This window comes from Pseudomonas sp. WC1 (assembly GCF_050586565.1).
Taxonomy (GTDB): domain Bacteria; phylum Pseudomonadota; class Gammaproteobacteria; order Pseudomonadales; family Pseudomonadaceae; genus Aquipseudomonas.
The window spans coordinates 22,636-36,097 of sequence record NZ_JBOBDQ010000028.1 but is presented as its reverse complement, the minus strand read 5'-3'; the positions used below and the strand labels follow the sequence as shown (position 1 = coordinate 36,097).

Below are 13,462 nucleotides of genomic sequence, written 5' to 3'. Positions count from 1 at the left end.
ACAAGGAGCAGTCTCATGGAACACTCATCATGCGCCATCAGCGATCAAGCCGCTAAAAGCTTTGCGGATAAGACCTATCGCAAAGTGGCGTTGCGTTTTATCCCGTTTCTCATGCTATGTTATGTGATCGCCTATCTGGATCGAATTAACATCGGCATTGCAAAGCTAAACATGCAGGCGGATCTACAGTTTAGCGAAGCCGCTTATGGTTTAGGAGCAGGCCTGTTTTTTATCGGTTATCTTATGTTTGAGGTTCCGAGTAATTTGATTCTGCACAGGGTGGGCGCTCGCATATGGATCGCGCGGATCATGATAACCTGGGGCATCCTGTCCGGAATGATGGCGTTCGTAAGTGAGCCTTGGCATTTTTACACCCTCCGATTTCTTCTCGGCGTGGCTGAGGCCGGTTTCTATCCAGGGGTAATTCTGTTCCTGACCTACTGGTTTCCCAACCATCGACGGGGAAAAATGACGGCGATTTTTCAAGCAGGTATTCCAGTTGCGGGTCTGGTCGGTAGTCCTCTGTCCGGTTGGATCATGGAGCACTTCCACATGATGGGTGGTCATCCTGGTTGGCAGTGGATGTTCGTGATTGAGGCTTTGCCAACTCTGCCGCTGGCCATCGGTGTTTTGTTGATTTTGTCGAACCGGGTTCAAGATGCGAAGTGGCTCAGTGCAGAAGAGAGGAGCCTGATTGAGCATGATTTGGCTCAGGATGATCGGGGTAAAGAGCACATGACTTTCATGCAGGTGCTGCGGGACACTCGAATCATCCGCATCATTCTGATGACCTTTGCAGCCATGATGGCGCTGTACACACTGGGCTTCTATCTGCCGACCTTGATCCGTGATGCCGGTGCGACGGGCGCCACTGAAATCGGAGTGCTCAGCGCAATTCCCTATTTTGTAGCAATAATTACCATGGTGCTGGTAGGGCGTAGCTCCGACAAGCACGGGGAACGACGCTGGCATCTGGCTGGGGTGATGCTGGTTGGTGCACTTGGGCTTATTGGCAGTACGTTTGCAGGGCAGAATTTGGTCTTGGCAGTGATCTGCCTGTCCATTGCTGCAGGAGGGATCATCAGCTTTTCTCCAATAATGTGGACATTGCCTACCGCGTTTCTTGGGGGGGCGACGGCAGCTGCTTGCATTGGTGTGATTAACAGCTTGGCTAACTTGGGTGGCTTCGTTTCGCCTTATATGATCGGTTGGATCCGTGATACCTATCAGAGCACTACTCCTGCTGTTTACCTGGTTGCAATTGCCCTGATTATCGGCGCGATTATTTCGCTTACGCTTAGTAATAAAAGGTTTAGTAATCATGGCCGTTCAAATTCTGTCGCGGAGGCAGATTGATGAATAAGAAAGCACCGATCCGATTGGCAGTCGCCGGGATCATCCATGAAACTAATACCTACACCACCAGCGTTACAGGTGCTACAGAGCTGAAAAGCTTCGAGCAATATCAAGGACAGGAGATTGTTGAGGCATTTGCTGGTGCAAACCACCAGGTTGGTGGCTTCATTGAAGGTGCCAGCAAGCTTGGCGCATGCCTTGAACCGTGCTACCTGGGGCAGGCGACCCCGTCGGGTACCATCTCTACAAACGCTTATGCCGCAATGAAGCAGGCGATCGTGAGCGAGATTCAGCGCGTCCTGCCAATTGATGGTGTGTTGTTGGCGCTACATGGCGCAGGGGTAGCGGAGGGGGTTGAAGACATCGAAGGGGACATTGCCCAGGCTGTACGTGACCTTGTGGGGCAGAACGTGCCTATCGCTGCGGTGTATGACCTGCATGGCAACGTCACTATACAGATGCAAGAGACCTGCGATATTTCCCTACCATGCCGTTTGTATCCGCACACTGATTTTCGTGATCGTGGCGTCGAGGCAGTGGAGTTGATCCTGCGCATGCTCGATGATGAGCTTAAGCCGGTTAGTGTCATTCGCCGTTTGCCCATGCTTCCCTATATCGTCGCTACACAAGAGGGATACATACCGTTTCAGGTAAATGAGCTTTGTCGGCGTTTGATGGAGCAGTCAGGAGTCGTTGACTGTTCAGGGTTCCACGGTTTTCCTTATGCCGACATTGCAGCACCGTGCCCAACCGTGATCTGTACCACCAACGGTGATGAGCAGTTAGCTCAGCGTTGTGTCGATAAAGTAGCCGAGTGGATCTGGGCCAACCGAGAAACGTTCAGGCCTGAGTACCCGTCCCCTGAAAAGGGTGTGGCCATGGCGCTTGAGCATGCTGGCAAGCCGATCGTGATCAACGAATACGCCGATAATCCTGGGGGCGGCACACCGGGTGATGGCACGCATCTCTTGAGGGCGTTGCTTGACGCGAACCCTCCACCTGGGGAGTGCTGTTTCGCCGCTATTAATGATGCAGCGGTTGTCCGTCAAGCGCAGCATGCAGGTGTAGGCGCAACCATCCGTGTCTCTCTCGGTGGTAAACAGGGTGAATTACAGGGAAGCCCTATCGAAGTTGATGCATACGTCAAATCCATTACCGATGGACGCTTTGCCAATCGGCCAGGCGCTATGTTTGCGGGGGTGAAATTCGATCTGGGCGCGATGTGTCGACTGATCATCCAGGGAATTGATGTCATCGTCGCTTCACGCGCAGAGCAGATCTATGACACGGAGCCGTTTGCGCTGCATGGTTTGGACGTTAGCGGACACAAAATCATTGCAATCAAGGGGGCTAACCATTTCCGAGCCTACTTCAACGGTATGGCGGAGCAGATTATCACGGTCGACAGCGTAGGATTGAGCACAGCGAACATCACGAGCTTCCCTCGTAGCCGCTTGCTAGGCCCATTCTGGCCCCTTCAAGAACTAGATGGGCCTTATAGGTTTTGAGAAAACTGCATGCCCTGCCTGATGTCTCCCGCGTGGGTAAATCTGAGCTTTCAAAGGACGTACTGGCGCGCGCTGACAGGCTTAACGCCAGAAAGCCACTAGTGGCTTTCTGCGCGTAGCCGATCGCTTTGATTTTCCAGTAAGTGTGATCGGGAAAGGTGGATAAGTGGAGGCTACGGGGATTCCAGGAGATGTTGGCGTCGCTTCAACATATGACCCGACCAAGCTCGCAAATCACGTTGCAAAAAAATAGCAGAAACATATCGCTGGTGGTGTCGAGGTCCGTGATTGGACAGAGCGTACACGTCGACGGATATCGAATACAGCCGGTCATCCCGCTTCGCTCAATTAAACGCAAACCTAAGCTTGGCTTGCCGAGGATGTTTGTTCGCCCCAAATATCAACAGCGCAGCATCATCGAGCGTATGCTCGGCTGGATAAAAGGGAGCCGCCGAATCGTCAGTCGCGTCGACAAGCTCACAAAAAGTTATGCTGCCATCGTCTCGCTGGTTTGTGTCATGCGGTGTATGCGACGGCTTTTTCAGACGGAGTCTAGCAGTCGTACCGCTACCTCTGTGGCAGTTTATGGCAGGTAAAGTCCGAACGTGCTATGGCCTGTGAAAAACCAGGCGAAAATGCATGCTCAGAACAGCGATGATCTCTATCAGTCAGCAATCATTGATTTTTAGGGAAGTTCCGATATCTCTAGCAAGACTTCACCTAGATTATTGCACTCACGTTTTAGCTCTGCGGCGCGTTTGAGGCGGCAAGCTGAATCTATATTTCAACTGAGTGATTTTTTGGTGCGTAGCGCGTCGTTCGGCCTTGCATGGCTACGGCGATTTCGTGTCAAGAGGGAGGGTGAGTTATGCTGTCAAGGTTAGAGGCATTGGCCGTTGTGTCTAAGCGGCGCGGGGCTGGAAGTGTATTTGCTGTATTATTGACTGCTGCCGGTAGTTCACAAGTAGCTGCCGCGGCAGGAGAAACAGAGCTAGAAGAGCGCCTCTATACCAAAATGGTTAACCAATTTGATGAGGAGCTTTTCCAGATTAGTAAGACGTGGGTAAGTTATATGGCGCCGCACGTAAATTTCCTGATGGCTAGTATAGACGCGCGTTTGGACGCAACTGACGCTGGATTCGATCATCTTGCTAACGCACTTGGCGGAGGGGGTAAGGTCAAGATTGATCCGAGTACTACGAGTAACACAAACTTTGAGCTGCCAGTATTTGGCATTACGCAGGTTGATTCAGCAGGCAATATCCATGCGATACCTGGCAGCAGTAATAGTGTAGCTGGCGCCGTGGATGGCTTGGGGGAAAGTATCAAGAACACGGCCAACGCAGCGGTCAAGTACGACAACCCAGGCAGCAAGGCCCAGTTAACCCTGAACCCCGGCGGCGAAGCTACCCGGCTTGCGAATGTACAAGCGGGCGCGTTGACGGCTGACAGTACAGATGCGGTCAATGGCAGCCAGCTGTCTTCTTCAAACGGGCGTATTGGCCAACTGGATGCGCAGTTCAGTGAACTCGCCACGCGTACAGGTAATGACATAGCAGCTGCCAGGGCGCATACCGATTCGAATGTGGTCGCCGTGCGCGAATCCATCCAGGCAGTGGAGGGCGTTGCTGCCGATGCGGCGCGCACAGCGGGCAAAGTAGGCGCCGAGGTCGCAGAGCTGCGCAAAGGGGTCGGCAAAGCCTACCAGACTGATGCCAAGAGCACGCTCAGCAAGCCCCAGGCCTCCGGCAGTGACGCCGTGGCCGGTGGTGGCGGTGCCCGTGCGGTGGGTGAGGGCAGTGTGGCGATGGGCGCCCAGGCCCACGCCGAGGGCAGCAAAGCCAGTGCGGTAGGGCGCGGCGCGGTGGCCGTGGCCGATAACAGCGTTGCGCTGGGCGCGGGCTCCGTTGCCGAGCGCAACAACACTGTTGCGGTGGGACATGCCGGGAGCGAGAGGCAGATCACCCACGTGGCTGCGGGCACTCGGGGTACGGATGCGGTGAGTGTGTCGCAGTTGGCAGGTGCCACGGCGTCGGCCACCCAGCAGGCGCACGCCTATACCGACCAGCGCTTTGCACAGATCCACCATGACCTGAAGGAGCAGGACAACACCCTTAGTGCAGGTATCGCCGGTGCCATGGCCATGGCCAGCCTACCGCGCTCCCTGGTCGCCGGCAGCAGCATGACGTCGGTGGCAATGGGTAACTACCGCGGTGAGTCAGCGCTGGCGGTCGGTGTCTCGTACGTGTCGAACAGCGGTCGTTGGTCTGGCAACTTCATGGGTACAACCAATACCCGCAACGATGCTGGCGCGGCGGTGGGTGTCGGTTATCAGTGGTAGTGCATTCGACTCACTCTTCAAAGGCGAGCGTTGGACGAGCATGCAGGTATACGGTAAGTCGAACAGGGGGCTAGCGGTTGGGGAATGTCTTCTGATCACCGGTGCCACAGGCTTCATCGGCGGTGCGGTGGCGGCCCAGTTGATTGCCGAGGGCTGCGGCAGTCAGTTGTGTTTCCTGGTGCGTGCCGCCACCCCTGAGCAAGGGCTGCAGCGCTTGCTTGCCAACCTTTACCTGCATGGCCTCGATGGAGGGAGCTGCCGAGCGCTCAGTCCAGCTCAGATCATCTGTGGTGATTTGCTCGACCGATCGTGGCTTAAGTGCACGATGCCTAGGCTGATGAAGGTTGACCGGGTTATCCATTGTGCTGCTGTGTCGTCGCTTTCAAAGAGCCCAAGCCTGTGGCCGGTCAACGTTGAGGGTACCTTCGCCTTCGCCGAAGTCATGAGTAACTCATTGCGCCTGAAGCGCTTTGTGCATGTAGGGGCGGCTATGAGCTGCGGCTTTGGCTGTGCATCACCTGTCAGCGAATCTTGGCATTTTCCCGATGCTCAGCGGCAGTTGGCGCCCTCCCTGGCTGCCAAGGCCGAGGTTGAGCGGCGCATGCGCAAGGCGTTGCCCGGGCTGCCGTTGCTCACTGCGCGCCCGTCAATGGTTGTAGGGCACCGCCGATTGGGGTGTCAGGCCTCGGGAAGCCTTTTCTGGCTATACCGAATGGCCTTCATGCTGGAGTGCTTCACCTGTGAGCGCGACCAGAAGCTCGATGTGATTCCGGTCGACTATTGTGCCGAGGTGCTGATCGCCTTGGCGATCAGGCCGCACTTGGCCCACGACCTTTATCACATCTGTGCAGGTATAGATGGTACCTGTGCCTTCGCCGATATCGATCGGGCGTTCGCTTTGGCTTGTGGCACTGAGCCGGCAGGCGAACGCTGCCGGCAACGGCCGGTTGACGATCTGCACGCCTTGGCGGGCAGCTTGAAATCAATGTTCGGGCCAAGTAATGCGCGCAGGATCTTGTGCGCTTTACGCCGGTACAGCCGTTTTGCCACGCTCGGTTATGTGTTCGACAACAGTCGACTGCTCGATGAAGGTTTCACGGCGCCCCCCTGCTTTACCGACTACATAGACGTGTGCGTAGAGTCGTCCAAGGGGGTGCCAATCACTGAACAGATGCAATGGGACTTCAAGTGACAGGGGGATGGCGCGTTACTGTCATATGCGCTGGAGCCAAATGCCCGTGCAAAGGCCACGGCCCAAGCTTGCAGCTCGACTTTTAAATCATCTGGGTGTCTCGTAGTCTTTGCTCTCAATGGAGTCAACATGGGCAGTTCATTGGCCACCATTCGTGTTGCCGTGCTGGACGATCATGCCGTGGTACGTTGCGGCGTGCTCGCGCGTCTGGCCGAGGAAGCGGATATCCACGTGGTGGGAAGCTACGCGTCCAGCTGCTCGATGATCGCAGGTTTGCGCGGTGCCCCTGCCGATGTGCTGCTGGTCGACTACTCGCTTGGCCCTGACGAAGTGGATGGGGTTTCGCTGATACGCGGGCTCATGGCCAAGTTCCCCACCTGCGCGATCGTGGTGTTTTCTTCGCACCATGAGTTATCGATTGTAAACCTGGTATTGCGGGTGGGGGCGCGGGGGTTTGTCAGCAAGAACCAGGATCTGGGGCAGGTGGTCACTGCAATCCGCAGTGCGAGCCGGGGCAAGACCTACCTCGACACCGACATGACCTTCCGCTTGGCACAAGCGAGTGTCGATTCCCCGATAAGGCAACCCTCGGTACAGGCCACGGAATGCAGTTCGGTCAGGCTGGAAGGTGTGCGGCTGTCCGCCAAGGAAAGCGAAGTCATTCGCTGTTTCCTGGAAGGGTTGAGCGTTCGCGAAATCGCTAAAAAATTTGAACGCAGCGAAAAAACCATTAGCACACAGAAGTGGGCGGCCTTTCGCAAACTTGGCGTGATGTCAGATGCCGAGCTGTTCAAGCTCAAGCATCAATTGAGGGGCTTTTGAGAGTACTGGTACTGCTCGGCTTTTTCGCTCTGTTGACCTGGGCTGAACCGGCGTTGGCCCAACTGGTACTGACTGCAGAAGAGCGCGCCTGGATTCAGATGAACCCGGTTGTCAGGGTGGCGGCCGACCGCAACTGGATGCCGATCGAGTACTTCGAGAACGGTAAGCTCAAGGGGCTTTCCGCCGAGTTTCTTACTGTCATTGCGCAAAGTACGGGGCTGCGTTTCGAGCCTGTTTTCGGTGCGGACTTAAATGCCGTGGCTGGCATGCTCCAGCGCCATGAAGTAGACATGGTGCTTTCGCTGGTGCGTGGCTTTGCGCAGCCCGCGTTCGCAGACCTGATTACGCAGACCCGCACCTACTACATCGGCAACAGCTTCATCTTTGCACGTGAAGACAATCCGATGATCTTCGATGTGAAGCAATTGGAAGGGCAGGTCGTCGCGATCAAGGGTGGGGGGGAATACGAAGCCAAGCTGCGGGCGCGTTACCCCAAGATCAAGCTGCTGGGCGCCCGAACGCCTGAGGATGCCTTGATCGCAGTGATCGAAGGGCGTGCCGATGTTGCACTGGGTGCAGGGCAGACGATGCTGCCTTACCTGCGTAGGAAGTACGACGGGCTGCTGCAGGTGTCTGGTGGCATCGCCAGCCTTTCCGTCGAGCTGAGGATGGGCGTCAGGCGCGACCTAATGATATTGCACGGTATTGTGGACAAGGCGCTCGCTGCGATCACAGCAGAACACGCCTATGAGATCGAGGAGCACAGTTTCGACGATGCCACCTACGGTGCGCCGACCTTGAGGGTGATGCTAAGTTACTACGGGACGGTCATTGCGCTGGTTGTCATCAGCCTGTTGTTGGTCGTCTTTTTTGCGTGGCATGCCCGAAAGGAACGCTTGCTGGCCATTCGCAGCGAAAGTGAGAAAAGCATGTTTATCGCCGTGCTGAGCCATGAGATACGCACGCCCATGAATGCAATCATTGCAGCCATCGAGTTACTGGGGCGAGACGATGAGCTGTCGCGGGAGTCGCGTCACTTGCTGGACTTGGCCAGAGGTGGGTCTGAAAACCTGCTGTACCTGCTCAACAATGTGCTGGATGTGTCGAAGCTGGAGGCGGGGCGGTTGCAACTCGACTGTGTGCCCACGGATGTTGTCGAACTGATGGGCTCTATCATCGACCGGCTCGCCATCAAGGCCTGCGAGCAAGGGCTGACCCTGGAACTTGTACAGGCTTCTCCCATCGAGCAACTGCTGATGCTGGACAGGCTGCGCCTGGAGCAGATTCTGCAGAACCTGATCAGCAATGCAATCAAGTTCACCTCCGTGGGCGGGGTGACCGTGAGTGTGGGCCTGAACGCAGATGCCGCTTCGACAGGCGTTGGCGAGTTGCAGATAAAGGTTAGCGATACCGGAGTTGGTATAGATCCCAAGAACCTGGAAAAACTGTTCCAACCCTACGCGCAAGCCAATGAGCAGGCGACCCACCGCTACGGCGGTACGGGGCTGGGGTTGTTGATCTGCCGCCAGTTATGCGAACTCATGGGCGGGTCGATTCAGCTGGACAGTGAGCCAGGCAATGGCACGCAGGTAACGGTGAAGCTTGTTTGCAAGAGTCATGGGCCTCGCACTCGGCGCGCGCCCCACACATTAGCGGACCCACGTGCAATAGAGGTACGCCCGGTAGAGCATGTGCTTCGCGTGTTGCTGGTGGAGGATACGCCTGCCAACCAGATCGTGCTGCAAGCCCAATTGGAAGTGCTGGGGTGCCAGTCGACCCTGAGGGCGACCGGCGCTGACGCCCTGCTGGCGCTGGAGCAGAACCGCTACGACATCGTCCTGCTCGATTGCCACCTGCCGGACACTACTGGCTATGAAGTAGCGGGGCGTTGGCGGCAAACCGAGATCGTGCGGGGGGTGGCGCCGACGCCGATCGTCGCGTTGTCGGCACAGAACGATGCCGAACATACGATTGCCTGTTTCGATGCCGGCATGAACGGGGTACTGAGCAAGCCGATCAGGCTGGGCAAGCTGCGCGACACGCTGCAGCTCTGGGCTGACATGCCCCTTATCGAAGCGGCGCAGGAATCGTTGTCCATTAGCAGCCTGGAAGCGGCCATCGAATCGCTGTGGGTCGATACCGATGCCCTCGGTGGTGCCATCGAACACCGCGACAAGGAAACGGCGCTTTTTATCGCCCATCGGTTACTAGGCGCCTGTGCGGTGATGGGATACTCCAGCCTGATCCTGTGCCTGAAAGACCTTCAGGCTCAGTTGCTGGTGGAGGATTTCGTTCAGGCTCACGCCTGGCTGTTGCAGTTGAGGGAGAACTTGGCACAGAGCATTTGTGCGCAGGCACCGTCCAAACATTAACCGGTTTTGCCGTTGGGGAGGGTGTGCCGCGAAAGTGGGCACTTAGGTAGTGACCGGGGCAGGATGCGAGAGTTTTTAGATCGATCCGTTATATAAGATGAAGGGTCGCCTGTGGGCCATTCGCCGGTAGGCGGCCCGTACGAAAAGGGGCCGCACCGCCGGCGATGAGGTTCCAGGTGTCAGGCCATGTTCACCGTTGCCACCGGCTTGCGTGACGCCAGGCTGACCAGCACGAAGCTCGCCAGGCCGATGGCCAGGCTGTAGTAGATCGGCGAGTTGGCGTCCAGGCCGTCCTTGAACATGAAGAACAAGGCGGTGGCGAAGCCCAGCGTCATGCTGGCGATGGCGCCGGCGGTGGTCGCGCGCTTCCAGAAGATCGCACCCATCAGCGGGATCAGCATGCCGCCCACCAGCAGGTTGTAGGCCAGGGTCAGGGCGCTGATCACATCGTTCACCGCCAGGGCGATCCCCAGCACCACCAGGCCGGTCAACAGGGTGAACAGGCGGTTGATACCCAGGCTCGACTGCTTGCCGCCGCGCAGTTTCGGCAGCAGGTCTTCGGTCAGGGTGGTCGAGGCGGCCAGCAGGCCCGCGCTGGCGGTGGACATCATCGCGGCCAGGGCGGCGGCCATCAGCAGGCCACGGATGCCCTCGGGCAGCTGGCCCTTGATCATCTCGGCGAAGGCGTTGTTCGGGTTGGCCAGGTCCGGCATCAGCACGTGGGCGGCCATGCCGATCAGCGCGCAGGCCAGGCCGTACAGCACGCAGTAGACACCGGCGGTGGTGCCGGCGCGCTGGCAGACCTTCTCGTCACGGGCGGTGAATACCCGCTGCCAGATGTCCTGGCCGATCAGGATGCCGAAGAAGTAGATCAGGAAGTAGGTGATGATGGTGTCCCAGCCTATGGTCGTCCAGCTGAAGCTGGCCGCCGGCAGCTTGGCCACCAGGGCATCCCAGCCACCGGCCTTGTACAGGCACACCGGCAGCAGGATGAACATCAGGCCCACGGTCTTGATCACGAACTGGACGATGTCGGTCAGGGTCAGCGACCACATGCCGCCGATGGTCGAGTACACCACCACCACACCGCCGCCGAACAGCAGGGCCATCCAGAAGGGCACGTCGAGCAGTACCTGCAGCACGGTGCCCATGGCCAGGGTCGAGGTCACCGCGATCATCAGCGCGTAGGCGAGCATGATCGCCGCGCTGGCCTGGCGGGCCATCGGGTTGTAGCGGCGCTCCAGCACCTGGGTCACGGTGAAGATCTTCAGGCGCAGCAGCGGCTTGGCCAGGAACAGGTTGAGCGCGATGATCCCCAGGCCCAGGGCGGCGCACAGCCAGAAGCCGGAGATGCCGTGCACATAGCCCAGGCGCACGGTGCCGACGGTGGAGGCGCCGCCGAGCACGGTGGTGGCCATGGTGCCCATGTACAGGGTCGGGCCGAGGTTGCGCCCGGCCACCAGGTAGTCTTCGTGGGTCTTCGCGCGCCGCATGCCGTACCAGCCAAGCGCGAGCATGCCGGCGGCATAGATCAGTACAACGATGATGTCCAAGGCCATTGGGGGTCTCCCGATTATCTTTATTATGGCGAGATCGGCCGTCCGGACGGTGCAAGGCGCCCGGCGGTTCTGTCTTGTGTTGGCGGGCCTCTATGGCCCTCCCGAATGGCTCCTGCCGGGGTGTTTCACTGCTGGTGTCGTGACGTCTTCATCACTGCAAGCCAGTTCCCACAGGAAGCCGGCTTGCCAGCGATGGGGTATCTCAGCGGCGCACCACGCCCGGCAGCACGCAGAGCATTTCGAACAGCAGGTTGGCGCCCAGCAACGAGGTGTTGCCGGTGGTGTCATAGGGTGGGGAAACCTCGACCAGGTCGCAGCCGATCAGGTCCAGGCCGTGGCAGCCGCGGATGATCTCCATCGCCTGGATGGTGGTCAAGCCGCCGATCTCCGGGGTGCCGGTGCCGGGCGCCCAGGCCGGGTCGATGCCGTCGATGTCGAACGACAGGTACACCGGGCCGCCACCGACCTTCTCGCGCACTTCGGCCATCAGCGGCGCCAGCGACTTGTGCCAGCACTCCTCGGCCTGCACCACGCGAAAGCCCTGGCGGCGGCTCCAGTTGAAGTCGTCGGCGGTGTAGCCCTGGGCGCGCAGGCCGATCTGCACCACGCGGTCGCAATCGAGCAGCCCCTCTTCCACGGCGCGGCGGAAGGTGGTGCCGTGGGCGATTTTCTCGCCGAACATGTGGTCGTTGACGTCGGCGTGGGCATCGATGTGGACCAGGCCGATCTTGCCGTGCTTCTTGTGCAGGGCACGCAGGATCGGCAGGGTGATGGTGTGGTCGCCGCCCAGGGTCAGCGGGATGACATTGTGCTCGACGATCTCGTCGTAGGCCTCTTCGATGATGCGCACGGCGTCGAGCAGATTGAAGGTGTTGATCGCCACGTCACCGATGTCGGCCACCGACAGCGAGTCGAACGGGGCGGCACCAGTGGCCATGTTGTAGGGGCGGATCATCACCGACTCGGCGCGGATTTGCCGCGGGCCGAAGCGGGTGCCGGAACGCAGCGAGGTGCCGATGTCCAGCGGCACGCCGATGAACGCGGCGTCCAGGCCTTCGGCGCTTTGCAGGTGGGGCAGGCGAAGCATGGTGGCGATGCCGCCGAAACGCGGCATTTCGTTGCCGCCCAGTGGTTGGTGGAGAATCTTGTCCACGGTGGGCCTCATCAGTCGGTCGATTGTTCTGTTTGTTCGAACCTGTGCCGCCGCGCGCCTGGATCATCTGGTCATGCTGGCGGGCAGGGACATTTCGCCGCAGTCTGCGCAAGGTAGTGGCTGGGAAGAATCGCTACCGACAAATACTTACTTCAGGATTCTCTGAACTATCGGCCGGCAACCGGGTTAGACTCTGGCGATTTCCACCCTGCGGAGCCTGCGCCATGGCCTCATCGCTGCCCGACCTGAAACTGCTGCGCATCTTCGCCAGCGTGGTGCGCCACCAGGGGTTCGCCAACGCCCAGCGAGACCTCAACCTGTCGACCTCGGCGATCAGTACCTACATGAGCCAGCTTGAAGGCGCCCTCGGGATCGTGCTCTGTCACCGTGGCCGGGGCGGCTTCAGCCTGACCAGCAAGGGCGAGTTGTTCCATCAGGAGACCCTGCGCCTGCTGGGCGAGCTGGACGGCTTCGAGCAGTACGCCGCCGCGCTCAAGGGCGAACTGCGCGGCACCCTGAACCTGGGGGTGATTGATTCCACCGTTGGCGACAGCGCCCTGCCGCTGGCCGAGGCCATCGGCGCCTACAGCCAGGAACACCCGGCGGTGCACCTGCACCTGTCGGTGTCCAGTCCCTATGAATTGCAGCTCGGCGTGCAGGACAATCGTCTGGACCTGGCCATCGGCGCGTTTTCCTCGCGTATGAGCGGGCTGCTCTACCAGCCGTTGTACCGCGAGCAGCACTGGCTGTATTGCAGCAGCCGCCACCCGCTGTTCGCCGAACGACGCATCCCCGAACCGGTGGTCACCCAGCAGCGCATGGTCGGGCGTGGCTACTGGAGCCAGGCCGAGCTGGCCCGGCATGGCTTCAAGCACAGCGCCGCTACCGTGGAGAGCATGGAGGCACAACTGATTCTGATTCTCTCCGGCGCCTACATCGGCTACCTGCCCGAGCACTATGCCCAGGCCTGGGTCGACAAGGGCGACCTGCGGGTCTTGTCGCCGGCCACCTTCGGTTACCAGGCGCCGTTTTCCCTGATCATTCGTCGTGGCCGCAGCCGGGAACCGTTGATCCAGACGTTCCGCGACCTGCTCAAAAGCCAGCTCAACGTGGGCTGAAGCAGACGTTGTTCAATCCGCTCGGTCAGGTCGAGCGAATT

At 58.9% G+C, this 13,462-nt stretch carries 9 protein-coding genes and 1 pseudogene; 8 read left to right on the top strand and 2 right to left on the bottom strand.

Annotated elements, in window-relative coordinates:
* The first annotated feature begins 15 nt into the window (after positions 1-15).
* The 7 genes and pseudogenes from ACQ4OD_RS14470 to ACQ4OD_RS14440 all read left to right on the top strand — a co-directional run bounded on the left by ACQ4OD_RS14470 (position 16) and on the right by ACQ4OD_RS14440 (position 9,591).
* Positions 16-1,356, top strand: coding sequence for an MFS transporter (locus ACQ4OD_RS14470; protein ID WP_430944485.1), 1,341 nt, complete (start codon positions 16-18; stop codon positions 1,354-1,356).
* The gene (locus ACQ4OD_RS14465; protein WP_430944484.1) at positions 1,356-2,864 is read left to right on the top strand and encodes a M81 family metallopeptidase; all 1,509 of its coding nucleotides are present in this window, start codon (positions 1,356-1,358) and stop codon (positions 2,862-2,864) included. The genes ACQ4OD_RS14470 and ACQ4OD_RS14465 overlap by 1 nt, the downstream gene beginning before the upstream one ends.
* A 302-nt stretch (positions 2,865-3,166) precedes the next feature.
* Positions 3,167-3,460: pseudogene (locus ACQ4OD_RS14460) on the top strand (hypothetical protein); the annotation flags it as partial.
* Positions 3,461-3,762: 302 nt separating this feature from the next.
* A complete protein-coding gene (locus tag ACQ4OD_RS14455) occupies positions 3,763-5,205 on the top strand; it encodes a YadA family autotransporter adhesin (protein WP_430944498.1) in 1,443 nt (480 codons plus the stop codon).
* Positions 5,206-5,245: 40 nt separating this feature from the next.
* Positions 5,246-6,397 (top strand): SDR family oxidoreductase, encoded by a 1,152-nt coding sequence (locus tag ACQ4OD_RS14450; RefSeq protein ID WP_430944483.1) that lies wholly within the window; start codon positions 5,246-5,248, stop codon positions 6,395-6,397.
* 129 nt (positions 6,398-6,526) lie between these two features.
* Positions 6,527-7,219 (top strand): response regulator, encoded by a 693-nt coding sequence (locus ACQ4OD_RS14445; protein WP_430944482.1) that lies wholly within the window; start codon positions 6,527-6,529, stop codon positions 7,217-7,219.
* Positions 7,216-9,591 carry an ATP-binding protein gene (locus tag ACQ4OD_RS14440; protein ID WP_430944481.1) on the top strand — a complete coding sequence of 792 codons (2,376 nt, stop codon included), beginning with the start codon at positions 7,216-7,218 and terminating at the stop codon, positions 9,589-9,591. Before ACQ4OD_RS14445 ends, ACQ4OD_RS14440 begins: the two co-directional genes overlap by 4 nt.
* Positions 9,592-9,770: 179 nt before the next feature.
* Here the strand turns inward: ACQ4OD_RS14440 and ACQ4OD_RS14435 are convergent, their stop codons facing one another.
* Both ACQ4OD_RS14435 and speB read right to left on the bottom strand, forming a co-directional pair.
* Positions 9,771-11,150 carry a sodium:solute symporter gene (locus ACQ4OD_RS14435; protein WP_430944480.1) on the bottom strand — a complete coding sequence of 460 codons (1,380 nt, stop codon included), beginning with the start codon at positions 11,148-11,150 and terminating at the stop codon, positions 9,771-9,773.
* Between the two features lie 202 nt (positions 11,151-11,352).
* Positions 11,353-12,303, bottom strand: a complete 951-nt coding sequence (gene speB / locus ACQ4OD_RS14430; protein WP_046854594.1) for an agmatinase — start codon at positions 12,301-12,303, stop codon at positions 11,353-11,355.
* Positions 12,304-12,527: 224 nt separating this feature from the next.
* Here speB and ACQ4OD_RS14425 point away from each other — a divergent pair, with 224 nt between their 5' ends.
* Positions 12,528-13,421 (top strand): LysR family transcriptional regulator, encoded by an 894-nt coding sequence (locus ACQ4OD_RS14425; RefSeq protein WP_102684298.1) that lies wholly within the window; start codon positions 12,528-12,530, stop codon positions 13,419-13,421.
* The last annotated feature ends 41 nt before the right edge of the window (positions 13,422-13,462 follow it).

What these genes read in the sequence shown, in the direction of transcription:
- ACQ4OD_RS14470 (WP_430944485.1), top strand. Translation starts at nt 16, where the DNA reads ATGGAACACTCATCATGCGCCATCAGCGATCAAGCCGCTAAAAGCTTT.
- ACQ4OD_RS14465 (WP_430944484.1), top strand. Translation starts at nt 1,356, where the DNA reads ATGAATAAGAAAGCACCGATCCGATTGGCAGTCGCCGGGATCATCCAT.
- ACQ4OD_RS14450 (WP_430944483.1), top strand. Translation starts at nt 5,246, where the DNA reads ATGCAGGTATACGGTAAGTCGAACAGGGGGCTAGCGGTTGGGGAATGT.
- ACQ4OD_RS14445 (WP_430944482.1), top strand. Translation starts at nt 6,527, where the DNA reads ATGGGCAGTTCATTGGCCACCATTCGTGTTGCCGTGCTGGACGATCAT.
- ACQ4OD_RS14435 (WP_430944480.1), bottom strand. Translation starts at nt 11,150, where the DNA reads ATGGCCTTGGACATCATCGTTGTACTGATCTATGCCGCCGGCATGCTC.
- ACQ4OD_RS14425 (WP_102684298.1), top strand. Translation starts at nt 12,528, where the DNA reads ATGGCCTCATCGCTGCCCGACCTGAAACTGCTGCGCATCTTCGCCAGC.